Source organism: Alkalicoccobacillus murimartini, assembly GCF_030813245.1.
Lineage (GTDB): Bacteria > Bacillota > Bacilli > Bacillales > Bacillaceae_D > Alkalicoccobacillus > Alkalicoccobacillus murimartini.
Genome location: NZ_JAUSUA010000001.1, coordinates 745,947 through 772,104 on the forward strand (window position 1 = coordinate 745,947; position 26,158 = coordinate 772,104).

The 26,158-nt window shown below is 39.9% G+C and carries 25 protein-coding genes and 1 other RNA gene; 24 read left to right on the top strand and 2 right to left on the bottom strand.

The annotated features are described in order from the left end of the window. Positions 1-265: 265 nt before the first annotated feature. From J2S05_RS04020 to J2S05_RS04100, 17 genes are all read left to right on the top strand, one after another. Entirely contained in the window at positions 266-1,525 is a 1,260-nt protein-coding gene (locus J2S05_RS04020) for a ribonuclease H-like domain-containing protein (RefSeq protein WP_306980120.1), read from the top strand. Between the two features lie 233 nt (positions 1,526-1,758). Then, positions 1,759-2,214 carry a spore coat protein gene (locus J2S05_RS04025; RefSeq protein ID WP_306980122.1) on the top strand — a complete coding sequence of 152 codons (456 nt, stop codon included), beginning with the start codon at positions 1,759-1,761 and terminating at the stop codon, positions 2,212-2,214. A 61-nt stretch (positions 2,215-2,275) separates the two neighbouring features. Further along, on the top strand, positions 2,276-2,827 hold the full coding sequence (locus J2S05_RS04030) for an SLOG family protein (RefSeq protein ID WP_306980124.1): 552 nt from the start codon (positions 2,276-2,278) through the stop codon (positions 2,825-2,827). A 102-nt stretch (positions 2,828-2,929) separates the two neighbouring features. Continuing rightward, entirely contained in the window at positions 2,930-3,247 is a 318-nt protein-coding gene (gene gpsB / locus J2S05_RS04035; protein WP_306980126.1) for a cell division regulator GpsB, read from the top strand. Between the two features lie 18 nt (positions 3,248-3,265). Continuing rightward, positions 3,266-3,673, top strand: coding sequence for a reverse transcriptase-like protein (locus tag J2S05_RS04040; RefSeq protein WP_306980128.1), 408 nt, complete (start codon positions 3,266-3,268; stop codon positions 3,671-3,673). 67 nt (positions 3,674-3,740) lie between these two features. After that, positions 3,741-4,124: RNase P RNA component class B (gene rnpB, locus J2S05_RS04045), an RNA gene on the top strand. 182 nt (positions 4,125-4,306) lie between these two features. Beyond that, positions 4,307-5,302 (top strand): ABC transporter substrate-binding protein, encoded by a 996-nt coding sequence (locus tag J2S05_RS04050; protein WP_306980130.1) that lies wholly within the window; start codon positions 4,307-4,309, stop codon positions 5,300-5,302. 71 nt (positions 5,303-5,373) lie between these two features. After that, positions 5,374-6,366 carry an ABC transporter permease gene (locus tag J2S05_RS04055; protein ID WP_306980132.1) on the top strand — a complete coding sequence of 331 codons (993 nt, stop codon included), beginning with the start codon at positions 5,374-5,376 and terminating at the stop codon, positions 6,364-6,366. Further along, positions 6,350-7,144, top strand: coding sequence for an ABC transporter ATP-binding protein (locus J2S05_RS04060; protein ID WP_306980134.1), 795 nt, complete (start codon positions 6,350-6,352; stop codon positions 7,142-7,144). The genes J2S05_RS04055 and J2S05_RS04060 overlap by 17 nt, the downstream gene beginning before the upstream one ends. 212 nt (positions 7,145-7,356) lie before the next feature. Then, on the top strand, positions 7,357-8,586 hold the full coding sequence (gene sstT / locus J2S05_RS04065; RefSeq protein WP_306980135.1) for a serine/threonine transporter SstT: 1,230 nt from the start codon (positions 7,357-7,359) through the stop codon (positions 8,584-8,586). A gap of 169 nt (positions 8,587-8,755) precedes the next feature. Beyond that, positions 8,756-9,898 (top strand): THUMP domain-containing class I SAM-dependent RNA methyltransferase, encoded by a 1,143-nt coding sequence (locus J2S05_RS04070; RefSeq protein WP_306980137.1) that lies wholly within the window; start codon positions 8,756-8,758, stop codon positions 9,896-9,898. A 408-nt stretch (positions 9,899-10,306) separates the two neighbouring features. After that, entirely contained in the window at positions 10,307-11,002 is a 696-nt protein-coding gene (locus J2S05_RS04075) for a M23 family metallopeptidase (protein WP_306980139.1), read from the top strand. A 352-nt stretch (positions 11,003-11,354) separates the two neighbouring features. Further along, entirely contained in the window at positions 11,355-11,708 is a 354-nt protein-coding gene (locus J2S05_RS04080; protein ID WP_306980141.1) for a DUF4870 domain-containing protein, read from the top strand. Between the two features lie 153 nt (positions 11,709-11,861). Next, complete coding sequence (locus J2S05_RS04085) at positions 11,862-12,239, top strand: hypothetical protein (protein ID WP_306980144.1); 378 nt, start codon at positions 11,862-11,864, stop codon at positions 12,237-12,239. A gap of 33 nt (positions 12,240-12,272) precedes the next feature. Then, the gene (locus tag J2S05_RS04090; RefSeq protein WP_306980146.1) at positions 12,273-13,838 is read left to right on the top strand and encodes a gluconokinase; all 1,566 of its coding nucleotides are present in this window, start codon (positions 12,273-12,275) and stop codon (positions 13,836-13,838) included. A 126-nt stretch (positions 13,839-13,964) separates the two neighbouring features. Beyond that, positions 13,965-14,741 carry an N-acetylmuramoyl-L-alanine amidase gene (locus tag J2S05_RS04095; protein ID WP_306980148.1) on the top strand — a complete coding sequence of 259 codons (777 nt, stop codon included), beginning with the start codon at positions 13,965-13,967 and terminating at the stop codon, positions 14,739-14,741. Positions 14,742-14,818: 77 nt separating this feature from the next. Next, entirely contained in the window at positions 14,819-15,025 is a 207-nt protein-coding gene (locus J2S05_RS04100) for a hypothetical protein (RefSeq protein WP_306980150.1), read from the top strand. A gap of 38 nt (positions 15,026-15,063) precedes the next feature. Here J2S05_RS04100 and J2S05_RS04105 read toward each other — a convergent pair whose 3' ends face one another. Then, complete coding sequence (locus tag J2S05_RS04105; protein WP_306980152.1) at positions 15,064-15,387, bottom strand: iron-sulfur cluster biosynthesis family protein; 324 nt, start codon at positions 15,385-15,387, stop codon at positions 15,064-15,066. A gap of 137 nt (positions 15,388-15,524) precedes the next feature. Between J2S05_RS04105 and J2S05_RS04110 the strand changes: the two genes are divergently transcribed. Both J2S05_RS04110 and J2S05_RS04115 read left to right on the top strand, forming a co-directional pair. Next, positions 15,525-17,033, top strand: coding sequence for a carboxypeptidase M32 (locus J2S05_RS04110; RefSeq protein ID WP_306980154.1), 1,509 nt, complete (start codon positions 15,525-15,527; stop codon positions 17,031-17,033). A 113-nt stretch (positions 17,034-17,146) separates the two neighbouring features. Beyond that, a complete protein-coding gene (locus J2S05_RS04115) occupies positions 17,147-17,605 on the top strand; it encodes an NADPH-dependent FMN reductase family protein (protein WP_306980156.1) in 459 nt (152 codons plus the stop codon). Between the two features lie 37 nt (positions 17,606-17,642). Here the strand turns inward: J2S05_RS04115 and J2S05_RS04120 are convergent, their stop codons facing one another. Further along, positions 17,643-18,275 carry a MarC family protein gene (locus J2S05_RS04120; RefSeq protein ID WP_306980157.1) on the bottom strand — a complete coding sequence of 211 codons (633 nt, stop codon included), beginning with the start codon at positions 18,273-18,275 and terminating at the stop codon, positions 17,643-17,645. A gap of 161 nt (positions 18,276-18,436) precedes the next feature. Between J2S05_RS04120 and J2S05_RS04125 the strand changes: the two genes are divergently transcribed. The 5 genes from J2S05_RS04125 to parC all read left to right on the top strand — a co-directional run bounded on the left by J2S05_RS04125 (position 18,437) and on the right by parC (position 26,149). Then, a complete protein-coding gene (locus tag J2S05_RS04125) occupies positions 18,437-19,492 on the top strand; it encodes an ABC transporter ATP-binding protein (RefSeq protein ID WP_306980160.1) in 1,056 nt (351 codons plus the stop codon). Then, the gene (locus J2S05_RS04130) at positions 19,489-21,024 is read left to right on the top strand and encodes an ABC transporter permease/substrate-binding protein (RefSeq protein ID WP_306980163.1); all 1,536 of its coding nucleotides are present in this window, start codon (positions 19,489-19,491) and stop codon (positions 21,022-21,024) included. The genes J2S05_RS04125 and J2S05_RS04130 overlap by 4 nt, the downstream gene beginning before the upstream one ends. A 61-nt stretch (positions 21,025-21,085) precedes the next feature. Then, on the top strand, positions 21,086-21,499 hold the full coding sequence (locus J2S05_RS04135; RefSeq protein ID WP_306980165.1) for a CoA-binding protein: 414 nt from the start codon (positions 21,086-21,088) through the stop codon (positions 21,497-21,499). Positions 21,500-21,735: 236 nt separating this feature from the next. Further along, positions 21,736-23,712, top strand: coding sequence for a DNA topoisomerase IV subunit B (gene parE, locus J2S05_RS04140; RefSeq protein WP_306980168.1), 1,977 nt, complete (start codon positions 21,736-21,738; stop codon positions 23,710-23,712). Next, entirely contained in the window at positions 23,705-26,149 is a 2,445-nt protein-coding gene (gene parC, locus J2S05_RS04145; protein ID WP_306980170.1) for a DNA topoisomerase IV subunit A, read from the top strand. The genes parE and parC overlap by 8 nt, the downstream gene beginning before the upstream one ends. The last annotated feature ends 9 nt before the right edge of the window (positions 26,150-26,158 follow it).

Sequence of the window (26,158 nt, forward strand, 5' to 3'; positions counted from 1 at the left end):
AGGATATTGACAGGTTCCCTCCTAATTAACCTACACTCTCCTGAAAAAATGTAGATAAGTAGTGAGTTTGTTAGACTAGACTAAGTATGAATCAACAATTGCCAACATTTACATTATACAAGCTATCAACGATAAGACAATAACTTTTGTGATAAAATTTATCAATGTCAATTCCTCAATAAAAGGATGGATAAGAGGATCTTGTGGAAAAGCAAACAGACATTCGCTACAATAAAGCTATCATATGAATAAATGAGGGACAGCGATGAAAATTCGCCAAAAATTAAAGCAGCTTGAAAGACATACAGGCTTCAAAACAGTTGATCAGAAGCCTGTTGAAAACGATCAGACTACAACTTCTTCTACTTCTGTTCCATATCAAAAAGAGTGGGAAGAATTAGGGGCAGTAATCAAGCATTTAGATGATCAATACGTCATTGTTCGAGAAGTTGTGTATCCATTGGACACACAACATGGTCAGTATGCATTTCATACATTGCAGCATGCTTTCTCTGAATGGGAGCGGTCAGCCTTTGATCATCCACTCTCCCCAGAAGGCTTACAGCCTGAACAACTACTTTTCTTTGATACAGAAACAACAGGACTTTATACAGGGGCTGGTCACCATATCTTTCTGCTTGGCTATGCACAAGTGAAAAAGACAGGTGTTCATGTCACTCAATACTTGTTGCCAGGTCCAGAATCTGAAGCAGCTCTCTATTATCATTTTTTATCAGATGTTGAAGACCTCGGTCATTTAGTAACCTATAACGGAAAAGCATTTGACTGGCCACAAGTTAAAACCCGTCATACTTTTGTCCGTGATCAAGTACCAAAACTGCCTGCTTTTGGCCACTTTGATATTCTTCACGCCTCGCGTAGATTATGGAAGAATGAACTTAGTTCCTGTAGATTACCGATCGTGGAAGAACATAAATTAAGATTCAAACGCCAACAAGATACACCAAGTTATTTAGTACCTATGCTCTATTTTGATTTTGTTAAAGAACAAGACCCTGAATTAATGGTTGGAGTACTGCAGCATCATGAATGGGATTTGCTTTCACTCATTACGTTGTATAGTCACATTTCATTGAAGATCACCAACAGTCAAGATGAAGAAGTGACTGGAAATGAACACTATGAAATTGGAAGATGGTTTGCAGCATTAGGGGAAGCTAAGAGGGCGGTTCAGCATCTTAATGAATCCATTTGCTCGGATGATCAGGAAGTCGTCTCAAAAAGCATCTATGAAATGGCTATGTTGTCGAAGAAGCTGAAACAAGACAAAGAGGCGATGAAGTACTATGTACAATCCATTGAAAGAGGCTATCGAGTAACTGAGGCAGCCATAGAATGTGCGAAACGAATGGAACACACCTATAAAGATCTTGAACAAGCCTATTTTTATACACAAGTAGCATCAGACGCTTTGACGAATAGTACGTCTCAAAGTAAAATAAAGCTTGAGAAAGACATTCATAATCGCTTATCTCGAATAGAAAAAAAGTTAAGAAATAAATGATTAGTAAAGGCACGCTATTTCCTGGGCAAGCGCATAATAGCTGTGTTTTCAGCATTTTTTTCGAAAAATGTATTTCGAAAGCTGTAAAATTATGTTGAAACAAAGGGAAGCAGAGTGACCGTGTGAGCAATAATATTTACACAACCTTGTAAAATAGGTGATACAACTAGTACACATGTACATGTTTGAACATAGGTTATTAGTGATTCTAAATAAAAAGGAGGCACTACCCTATGTATGGAAAGAAAAAGCACTGTAAACCTTGTAACCCTTGTGGACCAACTATGCCAGCTTATTCACAAAAACCAACGAACACGCAAATGATGCCGGCTGTTGTTCACCCAACAAAATACAGCGTAGTAGAAAAAACATGTGAGTATATTGTTCCTGAGGTTCATCCAACTCACACAGATTATGTAACAAATCACGTATATAAGCATGTTCACAGTTGTCCTCATACTGAGTCTAATCATCAAAATGTGAGCAACCAACAGTTCATGTCTAACAACCCTGTAATGGGTGCCCAATCAAATGGACCTGTTATGGGAGCACAAAACAATGCTCCAGTAATGGGTGCACAAAATAACGCACCAGTCATGGGAGCTCAGAATAACGCTCCGGTTATGGGCGCTCAAAATAACATGCCAAATTGGCCAGTAATGGGTGCACAATCTGGTAAAAAGAGATAATTGTTAACTGGAAGACGGGTCGATATTGACCCGTCCTCTTTCTATAGAGGAGGACAATACTTTGAAAACATTACTAATTACAGGGTATAAGCCACATGAACTTGGTATTTTTGACACCAAACATCCTGGTATTCAATACATAAAAAAAGCTCTTAGCAAGCAGCTAATCTCTCTCATCGAAGAAGGCATAGAGTGGGTAATTATTAGTGGGCAGCAAGGAGTAGAACTATGGTCAGCGGAGGTTGTCTTTGATCTTAAAGAGCTCTACCCAGATGTAAAAGTGGCTGTTCTCCTTCCATTTTTAGAACAAGAAGCGCAATGGAAGGAAGCGTCCAAAGAACAATATCAGCACGTTTTGAATCATGCTGATTTCGTAAAAGCTATTACGAATCGAGTGTATGATAGTCCAGCTCAACTGCGTCTTAAAAATGATTATCTTGTTGACAAATCTGATGCCTTGCTTATTCTATATGATGAGGACCATCCAGGGACACCTAAATTTTATTTAGAACCCGCTTTAAAGAAACAAGGGGGTCAACAGAATTATCCAATCTATTATTTAACTCCTGAAGATATCGAAGACGCGAGAAGGGATGAAGAAATGGATTGGTAACCGAAAAATCCTTTTAGAATCGAAACAAAATTGACTTTTTAGAGGACTTTTGAAAAAATAAAGAGGATACGAGATCGTTTAGACTAAGCAGGGGTGATATGTATGAGTAATCAAGAGATCAAGCATTCAGCAAAAGAAATTCTTAATAAAGATTTTAAAACAAGTATGAGAGGGTATAATCCGGATGAGGTTGATAAGTTTCTAGATTCTATTATCCAGGATTATGAACTATATCAGAAGAAAGTTGAACTATTAGAGCAAGAAGTTCAACAACTACGTAAAGAAAACAAAAAGTTACAGGAACGTCCAACAAGACAAGCTGCAGCACCTGCTCCATCTAGCAATAATACTAACTATGATATTTTGCAACGTTTATCCAACTTAGAGAAAAAAGTGTTTGGAAGTAAGATGTACGAATAAATTCGGGGGGAATGACTGTTGATCGAGGTGTATTTTGATGGAGCCAGTGCCGGCAACCCAGGGCTTTCTGGAGCAGGGGTATTCATTAACTTCAAGGATGGACGTGTAGAAGAGAAATCGATTCCTCTACCAGTAATGTCTAACCATGAAGCTGAATATGAGGCATTTTTATTGGCTCTACAATCGTGTATCGATCTTGGAATGATGCGAGCATCTTTCCGTACGGATTCACAATTGATTGATAAAGCCATTGAGAAACAATTTGTACGCAACCCGTTGTATAAACCATATTTACATCGTGCGTTAGAATTAATCGAGCAATTTGATTTGTTTTACCTTAAGTGGGTCCCTAGCAAATCCAATCGTCAGGCCGATCGATTAGCTAGACATGCGATTTTGAAGCAAAAGAACTCTATTTACGAATGAGCAGTTGCATCTAAGTTGCGATCGGGCTATAATAGGTGAGCGCGATCGCGTATAAGGTTCAAGTTAAGCATTCAGGTGGCCGCTGTGCAGCAATGCATAGAGGAAAGTCCATGCTCGCACGGGCTGCGATGCCCGTAGTGTTCGTGCCTAGCCAATTCATAAGCTAGGGTAGTCAGGTAACTGGCTAACGGCAGGAGGATTGCCTACGTCCTTTGGATACGGTAAACACTCCTTGAAAGTGCCACAGTGACGGAGTCCATTTGGAAACGAATGGAGTGGAACGAGGTAAACCCCTCGAGCGAGAAACCCAAAATTAGGTAGGGGCATTTTCTGGTTTGGAACTGAACAAAACCAGATGAACAGGATTTAATCCTGTAGATAGATGGTCACCACCAGCGTACGAGGCTCATCACCGCTTGTAGTGCAACGGTACAGAACATGGCTTATCGAGTGCTTAACGATGCATAACCTAACTTATTTTATGACTTAAAAATCCCTAATTGAGGGATTTTTTTATTTTGTCTGAATCCTTCACTACCTACACGCATTAATGCGAGAAATTTTTTTGTTTACATGTCTACATTCTTCGATTAACATAAACCGTATACAAAAAGAAACCAAGGGGGAACCAATTTGAATAAAAGATGGGGTATTTGGTTTTCAGCACCTGTTCTCGCTGCAACGCTTGTAGCATGTGGTGATTCAGGGGATGAAAGTACAGAAGGAGCAAACGGTGAATCGTTTGTTATTGGAGCAACACAAATTTTGGAGCATCCCTCTCTTGATGCAGCTTATGATGGATTTCAAGATGCAATCGAGGAGGCTGGTTTGGATGTTGACTATACATTCCAGTCGGCGCAAGGAGACCAAAACAATACATCAACCATTGCAAATAACTTTGTTTCTGATGGTGTAGATTTGATCTTTGCTAATTCAACGCCTAGTGCAATCAGTGCCTTACAGGCTACACAAGATATTCCGATTGTCTTTACTTCAGTAACCGATCCAGTGGGTGCTGGACTAGTTGAGGGATTTGATCAACCAGGTGAGAACATTACGGGTGTATCTGATTTACATCCCGAAGCCATTGATATGACGATCCAATTCATTGATGAGCATTTTGCCGATTCAACAGTTGGACTAATTTACAACACTGGAGAGTCAAATTCAGTTGTTCAAGTAGATGCGATTAAAGAAGCAGCATCTGGGACAAGTTTATCAACTGTTGAACGAACAGTCGCAACGTCTGCTGATGTTCAGTCTGCCACAGCTTCTTTAGCTGAAGAGGCGGATGTGATTTATCTAGTAACAGACAATACTGTGATTTCAGCTTTAGAAACCATCGTTGGTATCTCAAATGAACAAGGCATTGCTCTTGTTGCTAGTGATCCGGATTCACTTGAAAAAGGGGCCTTCGCAGCATATGGTACTGACTTTTATACGTTAGGGTATCAAACAGGTGAAAAAGCTGTGGCCATCCTAACAGGCGAACAAACACCATCTGAAATTCCTGTTGAATCTCCTGCTGAGATTAACTTGGTCATCAATCGTGAAGCGGCTGAGGCACAAGGAATAGAATGGAAAGACGAGTGGGATTTAGCAGCTGACGCTTATGAATCCACAAAATAAATAGTGTACAAAAGAGACCGACCTATCCTTTTGGAGGGTCGGTCTGATTTTAGCAAGAGGAGTGAAGTTGCATGCTCGCATATTATGGTGCGATAGAATTAGGATTAATTTATGCCCTTATGGCATTAGGTGTTTATATCACGTTTCGTATTCTTGATTTCCCTGATTTAACGGTAGACGGAAGCTTTGTGACAGGAGCAGCCGTAGCAGCCGTAGCGATTTTAAATGGAGTTGACCCGTTTGTCGCCACAATTTTAGCAGTTTTAGCTGGTTTTGTCGCTGGCTGTATCACTGGTTTACTACATACGAAAGGGAAGATTAATCCTTTACTCGCAGGGATTTTGATGATGATTGCCTTATACTCAATTAATTTACGAATAATGGGTATGCCTAATATGTCATTATTGAACCAAGACACGGTTTTTAGAACCATTCGAGAAGGATGGTCGGCTCTTGGAATAGACGATGGGTTAAAATCATTTTTTGGATCAATAGGCCTTAGTGCATTTCCTTCAACGTATTCTTTATTAGCTATTATGCTTCTATTACTCATCATCATTAAATTTACTCTAGATTACTTCTTAAAAACAGAGGTTGGACTTGCTATTCGCGCTACAGGTGATAATAAACGAATGATTCGTAGTTTTTCTGCTAATACAGATGCTCTCATTATCCTTGCACTTGGGCTTTCAAACGGCCTAGTAGCCCTCTCTGGTTCTTTATTAGCACAACAGGGTGGATTTGCTGATGTACAGATGGGAATTGGAATGATCATTATTGGACTAGCTTCCGTTATAATCGGTGAAGCCCTTTTTGGTGCCAAATCCATCTTTCGCGCCACGCTTGCGATTATATTGGGTGCAGTGATTTACCGGGTCGTTGTCACATTTGCGCTAAAAGCGGACTTCCTTGATCCAGGTGATATGAAACTCATAACAGCGGTATTAGTTATTGGTGCATTAATTGCTCCTAAAGTGATCGAAAAACAGCGGGAAAAACGAAAGCGTAGACTCAAACATAAGCTAGCTAAGCAAGGAGGTGGAAATGATGCTAAATCTACATGATGTCGCCTTAACGTTTAACGAAGGTACAGCCGATGAGAAAAAAGCACTTCAGACCATTGAGTTAAATCTCGAAAAAGGTGATTTTGTCACGATTATTGGGAGTAATGGGGCTGGGAAATCAACTTTAATGAATGTCATTTCAGGAGCCCTAGTACCTGATCAAGGCGATATTCAGATTGATGGGCGAACCGTCATTCGACACCCAGAATACAAACGATCAGCATTTATTGGCAGAGTCTTTCAAGATCCTATGGCTGGCACAGCACCATCCATGACAATTGAAGAGAATTTAGCTATTGCTTATTCACGAAATAAGAAACGAACATTAAAGCCAGGAATGAGTAAACAGCGTAGAGAATTTTTCAAACAGTCTCTCGAAACACTTAATCTAGGATTAGAGAATCGTTTTACAGCTAGAGTTGGCCTTCTTTCAGGTGGGGAGCGTCAAGCCCTTTCACTACTAATGGCCACTTTCACTGAGCCAAAAATCTTGTTGTTGGACGAACACACTGCCGCTCTGGATCCATCAAGGGCTGAGCTAATTACGAATTTAACACGGGATATTGTAGCGAAGCATCAGTTAACAACGTTGATGGTGACACATAACATGCAGCAGGCGCTTGATTTGGGTAATCGATTAATTATGATGGACCAGGGTCAAATTATTCTTGACATACCCGAATCAGAAAAGCAGACTCTTACTGTTGAAGGTTTACTACAAGAATTCAAACGGATTCGTGGCACACAAATGGAAAGTGATCGAGCTATATTAGGATAATAAAAAGGATAAAAGCTGCCTCTTCAGTGTAAGAGGCAGCTTTTTTGTTCACACATCGTCCAGTCTTTATTGGACTAAAATGACACTTGTTTTTGTCAGGAAATATTACTATAATTACACCTATCGGAGACAGATGTCCTGTTAGTGTGGACGAATCTTTTATCTACCCATCTTAGTTTCTAAGAAATTTACATCTTGAGAGTGGAGCTATCATGAAAAAAGTAGTAAATCATTGGACAAGACTTGGACTTGTGAAACAAATTATTATTGGACTCATTTTGGGTGTGGTTCTTGCGCTAACCATTCCTGATGTGGCTGAACCTATTACCATTTTAGGCACATTATTCGTCGGCGCGCTAAAAGCCATTGCTCCTGTGTTAGTATTATTTCTCGTCATATCTGCAATTGCTCAGCACAAAAAAGGTCAGCAATCAAATATGAAATCAATTATTGCGCTGTATCTTATTGGCACGTTCTCGGCAGCTGTTGTCGCTGTGTGCGCGAGCTTTTTATTCCCGGTGAGCTTAGATCTTGCAGATAGCCCAGAAGGATTTCAAGCACCTGAGGGACTATCAGAGGTGCTGCAATCATTATTGCTGAATGTGGTAGATAATCCTATAAATGCGGTAATTGAGGCTAATTTTATCGGTATATTAGCTTGGGCAATTGTCTTTGGGCTTGCTTTTAGAAGTGCATCAGATTCAACAAAAGCCGTGCTATCAAATGTATCAGATGCAGTCCTAAAGGTTGTTTCGTGGATTATCAAACTAGCCCCCCTTGGTATTTTAGGATTGGTTTTTGAAGCTATTTCTACGAGTGGACTTGATTCACTTGTGAGCTACGCACAACTACTTACCGTATTAATTGGCTGTATGATTGTTGTCGCATTAATTATCAATCCATTAATTGTGTTTGTCCTGAGTAGAAAAAACCCTTATCCATTGGTGATCACATGCTTAAAAGAAAGTGGCATAACAGCATTTTTCACACGAAGCTCTGCTGCGAATATCCCTGTAAACATGAAGCTCAGTGAAAAATTAGGGTTAAATAAGGATACATATTCTGTATCAATCCCATTAGGTGCAACAATTAATATGGCGGGTGCGGCTGTGACGATATCGGTGTTGACCCTTGCGACCGTTCATACGCTAGATATTCAAGTAAGTCTCTTTACGGCCTTGATTCTTTCCGTAATCGCAACGATAAGTGCCTGTGGTGCGTCAGGAGTGGCTGGTGGATCATTACTACTAATTCCCCTTGCAACTAGCTTGTTCGGTATCCCACCTGAGATCGCCATGCAAGTGGTAGGCATTGGTTTTATTATTGGCGTGTTACAGGATTCTGCTGAAACGGCGTTAAACTCTTCTACGGATGTTATGTTTACAGCAGCAGTGGAAGCAAGAGAAAAACGAAAAGCTCGAAAAAAAGATCAAATGGCATAATGCTTTACGTAGCGTAGCTTGTCACAACAAGCTACGCTATTTTTATGTGCAAATTAAAAAAAGTAGATATTAAAAGGCATGTTGCTGGGTGATTCTTGATCGTTTCTTGTCACGGCAAGCTTCAGACCGTATAATGAGGAAAGCTGAAATAATAAGGGAGTTTTGATGGATGGATAAGGTAACACTAATTGCCACAGCAACAATGGGGCTTGAATCAATTGTGGCAAGAGAAATAAAAGACTTAGGATATGAAGATATAGAGGTAGAGAATGGCAAGGTTACCTTTACCGCAAGTATGGATGCCATTCCACGTGCGAACCTATGGCTACGCACGTCAGACCGTGTAAAACTGAAAGTTGGAGAGTTCAAAGCCTTTACATTTGATGAATTATTTGAAAAAACAAAGGCACTTCCATGGGCAGATCTAATTCCTGCTAATGCTGAATTCCCGGTTATTGGCCGGTCAGTGAAATCAACATTATTTAGTGTGTCGGACTGCCAAGCTATCGTAAAAAAAGCAGTGGTAGAGAGTTTAAAGAAGAAGCATAATATTAATTGGTTTGATGAAGACGGACCTCTTTATCGTATTGAAGTAGCATTACATAAAGACGTGGCTACGTTGACGATAGATACAAGTGGTGAAGGACTCCATAAACGAGGCTATCGCTACCTTCACAATGAAGCACCTCTTAAAGAGACTCTTGCTGCGGCACTAATTAAGCTGACAACTTGGAACCCAGATCGTCCCTTTGCTGATCCTTTTTGCGGATCAGGTACATTGCCAATTGAAGCAGCCATGATTGGACAAAATCTTGCACCAGGCTTTAACCGTGAATTTGCTTCTGATGAATGGGACTGGTTGGGTCGCGATGTTTGGGACAAGGCCAGACAAGAAGTAGAAGATCTTGCTCGCTACGATCAAAAGCTTGATATTCTTGGTTCTGATATTGATCACCGAAGTGTGGAGTTGGCTCAAAATAATGCAAAAGAAGCTGGATTTGCTGACTTAATTACGTTTAAACAAATGCAGGTGCGTGATTTTAGTCACAAAGGCAGCTACGGTATAATTATTGGTAATCCACCATACGGTGAACGTATTGGGGAGCGGGATGAAGTGGAATTCATGTATAAACAAATGGGTGAAGCCCTGCGTAAACACGACAGCTGGTCTGTCTATATGCTGACTTCCAACGAAAATTTTGAAGAATTATACGGAAAAAAAGCCTCCAAAAAACGCAAGCTTTATAACGGTAATCTGAAAACCGATTACTACCAGTATTTCGGTCCGAGACCTCCGAAAAAGGCCGATTGAAGGTAATGTAATAATCAGTACTGAGACATACTGATCTTTTCAGAGAAGAACACATTTATTTTTTAGATCATCTATTCACTTTAGAATAGATGAAGCTGAGAAAAGGATGTGTTCTTTTTTGTTGTATCTCAAGTAGCTAGTAGTGATCTTGGAAGCCATTTAGTATATGTACAAGTAAAGCAAATGACATTAGTTAATATTAGAATTCATTCAGTATAATGATCACAACATAATTTTTAGATATACGGGATAAAGATATGATCATAACGAGAAACCAATTATGTAAAGATATTAATTTCATGTACTATAATGTAAAAGCTCTTTATCAAATCGCCACAACAAAATAACGTAGTTAGAATAGTCTTTCTCAAGAAAGCAGGCAAAGAATTGACCGAGGAGGGATTTAAGATGAGCGACGCGCGTGAGCCGATAATTGTAGAGTTTCCTTTAAGAGGAGAGTGGTACGCTCCAAACACGCCAGGGACCAAAATTCCCAGTCACGGCACAAACAAATTCGGATCAAGATATGCTTATGACTTTATTCAAGTGGATTGGGAAAGAAAGGGCTGGCCCGGCTATCGCGTGAGTTTGGCGCAATATTTGCTTTTCGGGGTTCCCTTAGATGAATATTATTGTTGGGGGCAAGACATCTATGCTCCTTGCGACGGGATTATTGTCCAAGCGGAGGATGGTTATAAAGAACGAACAAGAACGAAATTGATTTCAGATATGTCTAGCGCTTTTAAACATGCTCATTATTTCGACCCGAAAAAAGATGACATACAATCAGTGGCTGGCAACTACATCATTATAAAATGTGCTGACAATGTATATGCTGGATTAGTCCATCTTCAAACAGGGTCCATTCAGGTTTCAGTTGATGAACGTGTAAAAAAAGGTGAACTTATTGGTAGGGTGGGTCATTCAGGAAATTCCTTTTCTCCGCACTTGCATATTCAATTTATGGATAGTAGCGACATTTCTAGTGCAAAAGGTTTGCCATTTGCTTTTGAACAATTCGAACGATTTAAAAATAGAAAATGGGAAAAAGTATATAATGGGATTCCAACCAATAAGGATAGAATAAGATTCCAAAAGCAATAAATTAAAAGGGTACTTGAACATGTCTTACGAATTTTGTTTATTGATATTTTTATAAAGGGTGATCATAAGACCTGAAACGACTATGACATTAATAAATCCTATTGTCCGAAATGTATTAGTTTGTATTGGGTTGACATAAAAGTGATAGATTCCTGATGAAACTGTAATCATGACAATAACGACATATACACAGGCTATCATTTTATTAGTCAATAATCTCACTCCTTTTTTCATGAATTGTTAGCTAACATTAATTCCTCTTTCTATCATTTAGTAAACATGTTTATCATGAACATATTAGGTTATATAAAGAGTAAGGATCATGATACATAATTGAAAAGGAGTGAAATATATGTCTAATGATATCAGCACTTATGATGGTCAGCCGAGCTCAGATGAACGAATTATGGCGATGCTCATGTATTTACTGAGTTTTATTACTACGATTATAGCCCCATTGATCATTTGGGTTATAAAAAAAGACGAGTCAAAATTTATAAATTTTCATGGGAAGCAGTATTTTAATTTTGTTATCTCATATTTTATTTATGGCATTGTGGCTTATATTCTCACGATTGCGTTAATCGGTTTTGCTCTGATACCTATCTTTTTCGTATTAAGCTTAATCTTTATAATTGTTGCAGCAGTAAAAGCTTATAATGGTGAGATGTACGTTATTCCGCTCACAATTCGTTTCATTAAATAATGGACTTTTTGAATCACTCATAATCAAACAACCAATGGCAGAACTAAGCGTCTGCCATTGGTTGTTTTTGTTCGTACCCTTGTTACTGGTTCATCGTTTCAAACAATGCTATCATGAGCGGTAGAGAAAAGACAGGTAAGGAGGCAATCAAAGATGAGCAAACTTATTGTTACGAGCTACCCTTTAGCTGCAAAAGGAGAGAAGTCCATTTTATTTGAAAGTGAAGCAGACAACCACGTGCATCAGGTGTTGTTTGATGCACTTCATTCTCATTTTAAAAGTGTTATACCCGCTGTATTGCCAACAGAGGGGGAGGTCCTAAATATAAATGTGGTAGAAGAAATTGAGGGTTCTTCCCTTCCGAAAATTAGGCACTTTTCATTGTTAGGAACACATGATCTTGCATTATTAGATGCGCTGGAGGCAGCACAAGAGAAAATTGAATCACTCTCTAGTGAATGGGATCTAACTCAAGCAGATGACTACGAAGAAGTATTAAATCAATTGCTACGATATTTAAATACTATGTAGGTTTACTCATTATCAATCTAGGAGGTTATTTAAATGAATACTGAAGCGGTTACACTGGGTATTGATATTGGAACAACGAGTACAAAATCTGTGCTTTTTCAATTAAACGGAACAGTTCTATCATCAGCAGAAATTAGTTACCCTACGTTATCTCCGCAGTCAACTTGGTCTGAGCAAGACCCGGAGATTATCTTGAGAGCGGTAAAGCAGTCCATTAAACAAGCGGTGACCTTATCACCCGTTTCACCAGCTTCTATCACAGCAGCTGGTTTTTCTACTGCAATGCACTCTATTTTAGCAGTAGATCGACAAGGGAAAGCATTAACAAATAGCATCATTTGGTCAGATAACCGAAGCTCTGATTTTGTTACGAAATTAAAGGAAACGGATCAAGCTCAACAATTTTATTTGCGGACAGGTACACCCATTCACACAATGTCACCGCTAGTTAAGCTGTTATGGATAAAAGAGCATCAAACCGATCTTTTCTCTACTTCTTATAAATTTATCTCCATTAAAGAATACGTTTGGTTTCATTTATTTGGTGAATTTGTCGTAGATTTTTCCATTGCATCTGCGAGCGGATTAATGAATTTAAAAGAAAATCAGTGGGATAAAGAGATACTAGCTTATATTGGCCTATCGGAAGATCAATTATCTGAGCTTGTTCCAGTCACATATCTAAAAAAACTCCCTACTTCAAGTATGGCTCATGAGCTAGGCTTGTCCCCGTCAATGCCCTTTGTCATAGGAGCAAGTGATGGGACGCTTGCCAATGTTGGTGTAGGAGCTGGGTCCAATGACAAAACCGTTGTAACAATTGGGACAAGTGGAGCCATTAGAAGGACGGTAACCGAACCGATGACGGATGCAAAGCAACGCACATTTTGTTATGCCTTAACAGACAATTCGTGGGTCATTGGAGGAGCAACAAATAATGGTGGGAATGTTTTACGCTGGTTTCGTGATGAATGGTCGCGCGGTCAAGTGGCGATAGAAGACCAAGAAAGTAAAGCAGATTTGTATAATCAGTTACTATCCTTAGCTGAGAAGTCTCCTGTTGGGGCACAGGGGTTGTTATTTTTGCCCTTTTTAAATGGGGAGCGTGCACCCTATTGGAATTCAAATGCTAGGGGGAGCTTTGTTGGTATTGGAAACCATCATACTCAAAACGACTTTATCCGATCTCTCCTTGAGGGCGTCATCTTTAGTGTGTACTCAGTTGGCTTGGCTTTACGTGACTTAAGTGGACCGTTCACCGACATTCGTGCATCCGGTGGGTTTGCCCGTTCGCCATTTTGGTTGCAGATTCTTGCTGATGTATTCAAAAAAGATATTCACGTTCCTACAAGCTACCATGCTTCAGCATTTGGGGCAGCAATTGTTGCCTTGCTCGGCACAGGGCATTTGCAGTCATTAAGCGAGTCAGATTCTTGGACGACGATAGCCAATGTGTATGAACATCAAGCGGAGACAAATGAAACATATCTTGAACTTTTTGAGTTATATTCTACCCTTTATCAAGCTCTAGAGGGACCTTTTGATCAACTAGCCAAATTCCAACAACATGGGACAAGCGCCTTCACTACATCCAAGTAGATAATATCATTATTATGTAAACCTAAATATAAATATAAATAGTTTTGTATTGTACCAGATGATCTCCCCTTACGATAAAAAGTCTGACGATTTATTGTATAAGCACATAAAAAGGGGGAGATTGGTTTGACAAAACTATTTATTGATCCAGGTCATGGAGGTCGTGATCCTGGTGCTGTTGGGAATGGGTTAAAGGAAAAAGACCTCACGCTTGCAATAAGTAATCGTGTCCGTCAGATGTTGATTGACGATTATCACGGTGTCGAAGTTAAAATGAGTCGAACAACGGATACATTTGTTTCACTAGCCGATCGGAGTCACATGGCCAACAATTGGAGAGCAGATTATTTTCTATCCATCCATGTGAATGCAGGTGGGGGGACAGGCTTTGAGTCTTTCATCCATTCAAGTAGGGCGACTAGAACAGTTAGTCTTCAAGCAATTATTCACGACCAGATGATGAACACTATACACGCTGTGGACCGTGGTAAAAAATCGGCTAATTTTGCTGTTTTGCGCCAAACGGTCATGCCAGCCATTTTAACTGAGAATCTATTTATTGATCGTGTAGCTGATGCAGTGAAGCTAAAATCAGCGTCTTATATTCAGTCTTTAGCGCGTGGACATGTGGAGGGACTGGTTCGAGCTTTTTCACTACAAAAAAGGTCAGCTGAGCTGCAGCCTACCACGTTGCATAAAGTACAGGGAGGGGCTTTTCGCAGTAAAGCAAACGCGGATCAGCGAAAAAGTCAGCTTGAACAAGCGGGTTACCATACGTTGATTGTTTTTCACGAGGGATTATACCGAGTACAGCTTGGTGCTTTTGCTAACTTGGGAAAGGCGAACTCACTTGCGACAGAATTAAAACAAAAAGGGTTTGATTCCTATATCGTTCGCACATAATCGATGACTCGTATGAATAGTATAGAAAAGGAGACACTGATAGACGTCTAGCCTTTGACTATTTTGGAGAAATGAGTGTGAGCAGATTGAGAAGGACAGAACCAAGCCAAATGTATGATGTACTCGAACGAGTGGAAAAAGCCATTCGAACAGCTGAACAGAATGTTCATGAAGAGTTAGCTGCGATGAACCCAAGTCAGTCTGTTGCAGCGAAGCAATTCATCGAGCAGGCTCGAGCCGATTACGATATAGCTCAAAAATATTACAATTCAAGCTTAGATTAAGGGATTTCCCCCAATAAAAAGAAGCATAAACCCTAGGCTTATGCTTCTTTTTTTATGTGTTCTTCTGGGTGTGCTGCATCTAGAAATCGTGGTTGATGAAATTCTACTCTGTCTAGATCCGTATTATAATCAATCGACATTCCATCTACATACCAAAAATCGTCTTCAGTCACAAAGAATGTTACATCTTGTTTGTTAATCTCATAAGCTTTTTTGGGTGGTGTATCTCTCATGACTCCAACCGAAAATCCACCAGAGCCAACGCCTCCAACTCGCACAAACAAACGAATGGATTCACCTGGCTGTAATTCCATTTCTTTTTTATATAAAGTAACAACTGCATCTGATAATGTAAGTTGCATCCGTGTAACCCCCTTACCTATGTTTAGTTTATCACAATTTGACGATTTTTTAATCAGAGAAGAAGGACTAATCATTTCGAATGTCGAAGTAGGTTGTGATTGATTACGATATTTAGATGATTGGTGGGAATTACATAATGAGCAAACACTCAACAGAAACAACCTATTTGGAATTTGTAAAAAAACAAAATCACTACAATCAAGCTCTGGCTTTATTAGCCTGGGATGCACGAACAGGAGCACCAAAAAAAGGGGCAGGGCAACGATCTGAAGTGATTGGGACACTCTCCTCTGAGTTATTCGCGCTTTCAACTTCGAATGAGATAGAAGCTTTATTAACGGAATTAGAGACAACTTCAGATTCATTATCCGACATCACAGTGAAAAGCGTGAAGGAATCACGTAAAGAGTTTGATCGGAATACGAAAATACCCGCTGCAGAGTATAAAGAATATGTAACCTTACAATCACAAACAGAGACACTTTGGGAAGAAGCCAAAGATAAAGCTGATTTTGAGATGTTCCGCCCTAACTTAGAAAAGCTGATTGACTTTAAAAAACGATTCATTGGATATTATGGTGAGGACACAAGCCATCCTTACAACACATTGTTAGATGATTATGAGCCAGGTGTGTTTGTCGATACGATTGATGAGGTATTTCAAGACCTTCGTAAGAACTTAGTGCCATTAGTACAAGCAGTAACGGAAGCGGATCATCAGCCAAAAATGGACAGCTTATTCACTCACTTTCCTAAACAAAATCAACAGGCCTTAAGTTTAGACATTCTTAAAGAGATTGGCTTCGACTTTCAAGCAGGACGAATGGATGAGACCGTTCACCCGTTTGCGATTGGAATTAATCCGAATGATGTTCGGGTAACGACCAAATATAACGAAAATGACTTTAGAGTCTCATTATTTGGTACTATCCATGAAGGAGGACATGCGCTGTATGAGCAGAATATCTCACCTGATCTAATGGGCACACCTCTTTGTAGCGGAACGTCTATGGGAATCCATGAGTCGCAATCATTATTTTGGGAGAAGTTTGTTGGTCAAAACTATTCATTCTGGCAACGAAATTACCCACTATTAAAGAAACATGCTAGCGGGCAGTTTGATCATCTATCCCTTGATGAATTTTATTTTGCTGTGAATCAAGCAAAACCATCACTCATTCGTATTGAGGCCGATGAATTAACTTACTGCCTTCATATCATTTTACGCTACGAGTTAGAAAAAGCATTAATTGATGGTAGTCTTCCAGTTAAAGACCTGCCGCATGTTTGGAATGAAAAAATGAACGAATACCTTGGTGTGAAACCATCGCATGACGGTGAAGGAGTTCTACAAGATGTTCATTGGTCTTTTGGTGCTTTTGGATACTTCCCATCCTATGCTTTAGGTTATATTTACGCAGCGCAGCTAAAAGACGCATACACAAAATCGAATCCATCCTTTGATACGTTGATTGAAAAAGGAGATTTCGCGCCAATTCGTAGCTGGCTGACAGAGAATGTGCACCAATTTGGTCGGAGTAAAAAACCGTCTGACATTCTTCAGGATACAACTGGTTCTGGTATTGATGCGAAACCGCTTATCCATTACCTTAAAAACAAATATACTACATTATATAAGCTTTAAAATAAAGGCGGGCAGTAGCCCGTTTTTTCTTTTGTTCATTATTCCTAGTTGACTACTATGAATAATGGGTGTATGATAATTAAAATGAATCATTCATAGGAGGAGCGATCGGTATGGCACATATTGCATTATTAATGAGCGAGACTACAACCAGCAAAAAAGACAAATTGCTTTTAACCCAACTTGAAGATTGGATTGTGGCTCAAGGTCATCAGTTAGCAGAGGTGTCTACTTACTCCGATGGTCAAGACCTTAACAAAGCTGATATTGTTATTTTGGCTATCCCGGTTGAGCAGCAGTCCTATCAAGCCGTTAAACAATTTATGAGTGATCTGCCTGCTAATAGCTTATCGGCAAAAAAGGTTTGCCCCTTTATTTTAGGAGGCACACCAGCTCACCTAAGCATTATGGAGCTTTATTTAGAGCCACTTTTAACCCGTTTAGGTGTCAGCGAACAAATCAAACCCGTTACACTTCAGACATGCAAACATAAAAAGAAGCCTAAACATACATTTACAATCGATCGTTTTTATCAATTTCTACAAACAAATATTCCTCAATCTGTCTCATAGAAAAAAAGGGTGAAACGATAAACGTTTCATCCTTTTTTTAGGTCAAACTAGGAAACACCTCTAGCAAGCCTTTTACAATCATTTCGATAGCAATGACAGTAACAATTAACCCCATTAACCGCGTAATGACTGCAAGCTCTGTTTTTGATAACTTTTCGTCAATCCAGCTTGAGTAGTAGAAGATCACAAATGTGACTAACAAAATAAGCGTAAAAGCAATAAATACACCGATTGAGTGACTTAGTTTGTCTGTTTGGCCAGAAGCAAGGCTCATAACGGTAGCAATGGTACCTGGTCCAGCCATCAGAGGAATCCCCAATGGAGTAACGGATATATCTTCCTTTTCTACACCTTCTTGATGTTCTTCTTCATGCAAGGCATGACTTTGAGTCGATTTGGCAATGACTAGTTTATACCCAATGCCAAATATGATAATTCCACCGGCAATTCGTAAGGCGTCCACAGTGATACCAAAAGCCTTAAATACATAGGAACCTATGACAAGAAAGATCATCAAGATAATAAAAGCGGTCAGACATGCTTTAAATGCAATATGCCTTCTCTCTTTGAGTGAATTGGATTCTGTCATGGCCAAGAATAGAGGAATATTACCAAGCGGATTCATAATAGCGAATATCGAGATAAGGGCTTGAAGCGTAAAAGATACCATATAGACTCAGACTCCTTTAATTAAACAGTTAACTTAGTATGTCCGATCTCAAAACAAAAAAACGTCAAATTGGCTTGAAATGAAGAAAGTTCGGGTATAAATAGCTTGTTATCGTTTTTCTATTTTTACATTACAATTTACAAGTGAGAGGTTGTGCACGATTGATTACGTTTAAAGAAGTAACAAAAACGTTTGCTGACGGGACTAAAGGAGTAGACAATCTCTCTTTGACCATTCAAAGTGGCGAGTTTTTTGTCTTAATAGGCCCTAGTGGATGCGGGAAAACCACGACGATGAAAATGATTAATCGCTTAATTGATCCAACGTCGGGTGTGATTGAAATTGATGATGAACATATTCAAAATATGAATATGAACAAACTGCGTTGGAATATAGGCTATGTTCTTCAACAAATTGCGTTATTCCCTAACATGACCATCGCTCAAAACATCGCTGTTGTACCTGAGATGATGAAATGGTCGAAACAAGATATTACTCAACGTGTCGATGAATTACTTCAGATGGTTGGGTTAAAACCAGAACAATTTAGAGACCGGATGCCGGATGAACTTTCAGGTGGTCAACAACAACGTATTGGTGTGGCTCGTGCCTTGGCAGGTAATCCGAATATTATCCTAATGGATGAACCTTTTAGTGCCTTGGACCCTATTAGTCGAGAACAACTTCAAGAGGACATCCGTAAGCTTCAAAAAGAAATAAAAAAAACGATTGTCTTTGTCACACATGATATGGATGAAGCGTTGCACCTTGGTGAAAAAATTTGTGTCATGCGCGATGGAACCGCTGTTCAAATTGGAACCCCTGAGGAATTACTAAGTCATCCTAAAGACGACTTTGTGAAACAATTTATAGGTAGTCGTGGTCAAAAATCATTTAATCGTCAGACTATAGCTACGATAGAAGATTTTGTGAATCACCAAAACCAGTTTGTTCGTCCAAGCATTGATGAGCAAGATTCAGCATTACAATTTACGGTTAAGCCAAATGGATCACTTGATCGGGTTTATTATCAAGGTGTGGAACGGGCAGAACAGGCAAGCCTTTCACCAAAAAGCAGTCCCAAAGACGCCTATTCTCTGTTACAAACAGTAAAATTACCTGCTCTGCCAGTTGTAGAAAATAATCAACTTGTCGGGAGCATCTCCTTTGAGGATCTAGCCAAGATGGCTGCTGAAGGAGGCGGGGAGGCGCAATGACTTATTTACAGGATTTTTATCAACTTTTCTTACAACGTCAGGATATGCTTTGGACAGCCTTATGGGAGCATCTGCAGTTATCGATTATTTCGTTACTGATTGCGGTATTTATTGCCGTTCCAATCGGAATATTATTATCCCGAAAAGATAGAATGGCTGAATTTATTATTGGTATTGCTGCTGTGCTGCAAACCATTCCCAGTCTTGCTTTGCTTGGATTTATGATCTTGTTTGTTGGAATTGGAACGACACCAGCAATTATTGCTCTTACTGCCTACGCACTTTTGCCGATATTGCGTAATACATATACGGGCATCAAGGAAGTCAATCCAGCCATTCGAGAAGCGGCTCGTGGAATGGGAATGAGCACGTATCGTAGCTTAATTAAAGTTGAATTACCGATAGCACTGCCAACGGTTATGGCAGGTATTCGGACTTCTATGGTACTAATTGTCGGAACAGCAACTCTTGCTGCGTTAATTGGTGCAGGAGGACTTGGCGATTTGATCATGACCGGTATCCAACGATCCAACAATGAATACATTTTGCTTGGAGCCATACCTGCTGCTTTGCTAGCATTAATCTTTGATGGAATTTTGCGTGTGACCGAGCGTTTAACAAAACGAAACTCTTATAAACCAGTCATCGCTGTTATTGGTCTTGCTCTGGCCATTATTTTCGTGCCAATGATTGCGATGAGAGGCACAATAGGACCTGACCTCGTTGTTGGCGGAAAGATGGGGGCTGAACCAGAGATTGTTGGAAATATGTATAAACACCTGATCGAAGACGGTACAGACCTCACTGTACAAGTTCAAGGGAATTTAGGTGCAACTGACTTCGTATTTAATGCTTTACGTGTAGGAGACATTGACATGTATCCTGAATTCTCAGGAACGATTGTTGGTGAGCTTTTAGCACTTGAAGACTTCAGTTACGATCCTGATGAAGCTTATGAGCAAGCTCGTGAAGGCATTTTTGATGAATATCAATTTCGCTTTCTTGAACCAATGCTGTACAATAATACCTACGCTTTAGCTGTCACTAGAGAAGTAGCTGAAGAAAATAATTTAGAAACCATCTCTGATTTAGAGAGATTTAAAGATGAATGGACATTTGGGTTCTCTTTTGAATTTGTCGATCGACAGGATGGATATGCAGGATTTGCAGATCAATATGGATTTGAATTAGCAGATGTCCGATCACTTGATGCAGCTACAGGTATTCAGGCGGTTGCTAACGGGGAAGTTCAAGTAACGGATGTCTACTCGACAGATGCTCAAATAGTCGAACAAGATCTTGTTGTCTTAGAAGATGACCAAAATTTATTCCCACCATATCAAGGTGCTCCTCTAATTAGACAAGATACACTTGATAAGCATCCAGAGCTTGAAGACATCTTAAATCAGTTAGAGAATGAACTTTCTGAAGAAGATATTCAAGAATTAAATTTCCGTGTCGATATTGAGGATGAGAACCCGTCCGATGTAGCGTGGGATTATCTTGTTGAGATAGGTTTGCTAACAGAGTGATGAGTGTGATTCTTGAAATTAGGGTATGATGTTTGTACAAGATTGAAAAGGAGTGAACGATGTGACCATTGAAAATCCGTCTAACCAAGCTATTCAAAATATTTTCCACACGAGTAAACGAATTGCCGTTGTCGGTTTATCGGACAATCCAGAACGAACTTCTTATATGATCTCAGAGGCAATGCAAAAGGCAGGTTACGAAATCATCCCTGTCAATCCAACGATATCTGAAGTGTTAGGTGAAAAAGCTGTTTCTTCACTTAAGGATATTGAAGGTGATGTCGATATTGTTAATGTGTTTAGAAGAAGTGAATTCCTTCCTGATATTGCAAAAGACACGGTCGATATTGGCGCAAATGTATTCTGGGCACAGCTTGGAGTATCTAACCAAGAGGCGTATGACCACTTACGAGAGCATTCTATTACAACAGTGATGAACCGCTGTATCAAAGTGGAGCACGCAAAGTTTAAATAACATGATTCAGGAGGATGCCTGTAAGGTATCCTCCTTATAAATGATTACATTCTACATACTTATGATGTACAAATTAGCTAAAATCAAAGACTCCTTTGAACAAATATCCAAAAGAGCCTTGATATAACTGAAATAACCATTAGAATTAACATATATCTTACTATAACGACACTGAGAAACGTACGTTCGTTTTTTGTGCTACAATGATTGTAGCAATGTTGAAAGGGGTTCAGAATTTGGCAAAATCACAGATAGAATACAATGATGATGCGATACAGGTACTTGAGGGGCTCGAAGCAGTCCGTAAAAGACCTGGAATGTATATTGGAAGCACAGACGCCAGAGGATTACATCATCTTATATATGAAATTATGGATAACGCTGTAGATGAGGCGATGGCCGGCTACGGGAATTACATAAAGGTTACTCTGCATTCAGATGGCAGTGTATCAGTTACAGATGACGGACGCGGAATGCCGGTTGGAATGCATAAGACGGGAAAACCAACTCCAGAAGTTATATTTACAGTTCTTCACGCAGGTGGAAAGTTTGGACAAGGAGGCTATACGACAAGTGGCGGTTTACACGGTGTTGGGGCATCTGTCGTAAATGCACTCTCCGAATGGCTAGTTGTTGATATAAGAAGAGATGGCCAACACTACCAGCAGCGATTTGAGAATGGCGGAAAACCAGCCACTACGCTTGAGAAAAAGGGAAACACACGCAAGTCAGGAACAAGCGTTCGTTTCAAGCCTGATCCGACTATTTTCAGCACAACAACCTTTAACACAGAAACACTTTCCGAACGTTTACGTGAGGCTGCATTTCTATTAAAAGGATTACAAATCGATTTAGAGGACGAACGTGGTTCTGAGACAATTGAGGAATCCTTTTTATTTGAAAATGGAATCGAAGCCTTTGTGGAATATCTAAATGAAGGCAAAGAAATCCTTCATCCGGTTATTACCTTTGGTGGCGAACATAATGGCATGGAAATGGAGATGTCTTTTCAATTCCATGATGCCTATACAGAGAATTTCTTAAGCTTTGTTAACCATGTGCGAACTCGCGATGGAGGAACTCATGAGCTTGGTGCAAAATCAGCCATGACACGTAGCTTTAATGAACATGCTCGAAAGTTAAAGCTATTAAAAGAAAAAGATAAAAACCTTGAAGGTGCGGATATTCGAGAAGGCTTTACCTCCATTATTTCGGTCCGTGTTCCCGAGGCCAAACTACAATTCGAAGGACAAACCAAAAGTAAGCTTGGAACACCAGAAGCACGTTCAGTTGTAGACGGGCTTGTTTCAGAGAAATTAGCTTACTTCTTTGAGGAGAATCCTGATATTGGCACAAGTCTTATTCGCAAAGCAATTAAAGCTTCTCAGGCACGGGAAGCAGCACGAAAAGCACGAGAAGACTCGCGTAATGGAAAACGTAAAAAACGAGATGTGCTACTAAGTGGGAAACTGACACCAGCCCAGTCTCGTAATCCAAAGCGTAATGAACTTTACCTTGTGGAGGGAGACTCTGCAGGAGGTTCTGCTAAACAAGGACGAGACCGTAAGTTTCAAGCGGTTCTTCCACTACGCGGAAAAGTTATTAATACGGAAAAAGCAAAACTAGATGACATCATGAAAAATGAAGAAATTAGAACCATTATTCATACAATTGGTGCGGGAGTTGGAGCTGACTTCACGATTGAAGATGTTAACTACGACAAAGTTGTGATTATGACAGATGCCGATACGGATGGTGCACACATTCAGGTTCTCCTGCTAACTTTCTTCTATCGCTACATGAAAGAGTTATTTGATGCAGGTAAGATTTATATTGCTTTGCCTCCCCTATATAAGGTCAGCAAAGGAACAGGCAAAAAAGAAGTGGTAGAATATGCATGGGATGAACGTGAGCTGCATAAGGCTACACAAGCTGTAGGAAAAGGCTATGCTCTCCAACGTTATAAAGGACTTGGTGAAATGAATCCAGTTCAGTTATGGGAAACAACGATGGACCCAGAGACGCGTACCTTAATTCGAGTGACGCTTGATGATGCAGCAAGAGCAGAGAAGCGTGTGACGACCTTAATGGGTGATAAAGTTGAACCACGAAGAAAATGGATTGAAACACATGTAGCATTTGGTCTGGAAGAAGAAACGAATATTCTTGAAAATGAAAACCTGGGAGTAACGGAGGGCGAGAAAAATGTCTAAGAGTGAACGATATCTGGATCTTCCGTTAGAAGATGTAATCGGTGACCGGTTTGGACGCTATAGTAAATATATTATTCAAGAAAGGGCTTTGCCGGATGCACGAGACGGTTTAAAGCCAGTTCAAAGACGAATTCTTTATGCAATGTATAAAGAAGGCAATACAAGTGAGAAGGCTTACCGGAAATCAGCTAAAACGGTTGGTAATGTAATCGGTAATTACCACCCTCATGGAGACTCTTCTGTATATGAGGCGATGCTCCGTATGAGTCAAACGTGGAAAGTACGACAGCTTCTAGTGGATATGCATGGGAACAACGGTTCGATTGATTCAGATCCACCCGCTGCCATGCGTTATACAGAGGCACGTCTTTCACCTATTAGCTCAGAGCTTTTACGTGATTTAGAGAAAGAAACAGTTGAATTCATTGAGAACTTTGATGACACAGAAAAAGAACCTGTTGTTCTTCCTGCAGGGTTTCCAAACTTGCTTGTGAATGGCTCAACTGGGATATCTGCCGGTTATGCTACCGATATTCCTCCACATAATTTACGAGAAATTATTGATGGAGTCATCATGCAAATGGAAAAACCATCAACAACCTTAGATGATTTGCTACAGGTGGTTACCGGACCTGATTTTCCAACCGGTGGAATTGTTCAAGGCTTAGATGGAATTAGACAGGCCTATGAAACAGGTAAAGGTAAGGTAGTAGTCCGCGCCAAAACCGAACTTGAAGATATGCGTGGTGGTCGCCAGCAAATTGTGATTACGGAAATTCCTTATGAAGTCGTTAAGTCAAACCTTGTCAAAAAGATGGATGAGATACGTTTTGACAAAAAAGTAGACGGGATTACAGAGGTTCGTGATGACACAGATAGAACTGGATTACGGATCGTTGTTGAACTAAAGAAAGATGCTGATCCAAATGCTATTCTTCATTATTTATATAAAAACACCGATCTACAAACAACCTTCCACTTCAATATGGTTGCTATCTATCATAAAGCGCCTCAATTAATGGGCTTACAAGCACTTATTCAAGCTTATATTGATCATCAAAAATCAGTGATTAAGCGTCGGTCTGAATTTGAACTTCGTAAGGCACAAGCGAGAGAACATATTGTTGAAGGTCTAATAAAGGCTGTCTCTATTTTAGATGAAGTCATTAAGGTGATTCGTGCGTCTCAAGATAAACGAGATGCAAAGAATAACTTAATTGACTCGTTCCAATTTACAGAGGAGCAAGCAGAAGCAATTGTGAACCTCCAGTTATATCGCTTAACGAATACGGACGTCACAACCTTACAACAAGAAGCGGATGAGCTTAAAAAACAAATCCTAGATTTACAAGCCATTCTAGGTAGTGAAAAAAAGCTTATTAACGTTATTAAGAAAAATTTACTACGCGTACAAAAAGCATTTGCTGAAGAGAGACGAACTGTGATTACCGCTCAAATTGAAGAGCTTAAAATCAACATGGACGTTCTTATTGCAGCAGAAGATGTTCGCGTAACTGTGACAGAGTCTGGGTACGTTAAACGAACAAGTTTACGCTCCTTCTCTGCGTCAAGCAAAGAGGCACCAGGTATGAAGGAAGGGGACAAGGTCCTTTTCAATGCCGAACTAAATACAACTGATACACTGCTCCTCTTTACAAAGCAGGGTAATTATTTGTTTATTCCGATTCATCAGCTACCTGATATACGGTGGAAGGAAAATGGACAGCATGTTGCGAATCTCGTCACACTCGATCGAGACGATTCATTCTTGAGCGCGATGGGTATTCGAGAATTCTCAGAAGAAGATTCCCTATTATTTTTAACGAAATCAGGCATGGTCAAACGTTCACAGCTTTCACTTTATCAAGCAACAAGGCATTCGAAAGCGCTAGTTGCATTAAAAATTAAAGAACAAGACGAATTATTAGCCGTCATGCGCACAAAAGGAAATAGCGAGATCTTCCTAGCTACGCAAAATGGATATGGATTATGGTTTGGTGAAGAAGAAGTTGGTTTGGTTGGCCAACGTGCAGCCGGAGTAAAAGCCATTAACCTAAAAGATGACGATTTTGTTATTGGAGCGGAAACGTTCTCGTTAGATGAAAAAGTTGAGTTTATCTTAGCCACTCATAGAGGCTCCGTAAAAAAAATGGCGATCACTGAGTTTGAAAAAGGCTCACGTGCCAAGCGAGGGCTCGTAATGTTAAGAGAGCTAAAAAGCAACCCTCATCGATTAGTAGGCTGTAAACGAATCTTAACAGCCTCGGATGAGTTCGTGTTACTCACAGACAAAGGAACGGAAGAAGTCATTCAAGCAAAATCCTATCGACCAAGCGATCGATATAGCAATGGATCGTATGCAGTTGATACACAAAAAGAAGGATTCTTAACAGACATCAGACGCGTCGCTAAGGATCTACCAGAAGAAAAAGAATAAGCCCTAGGG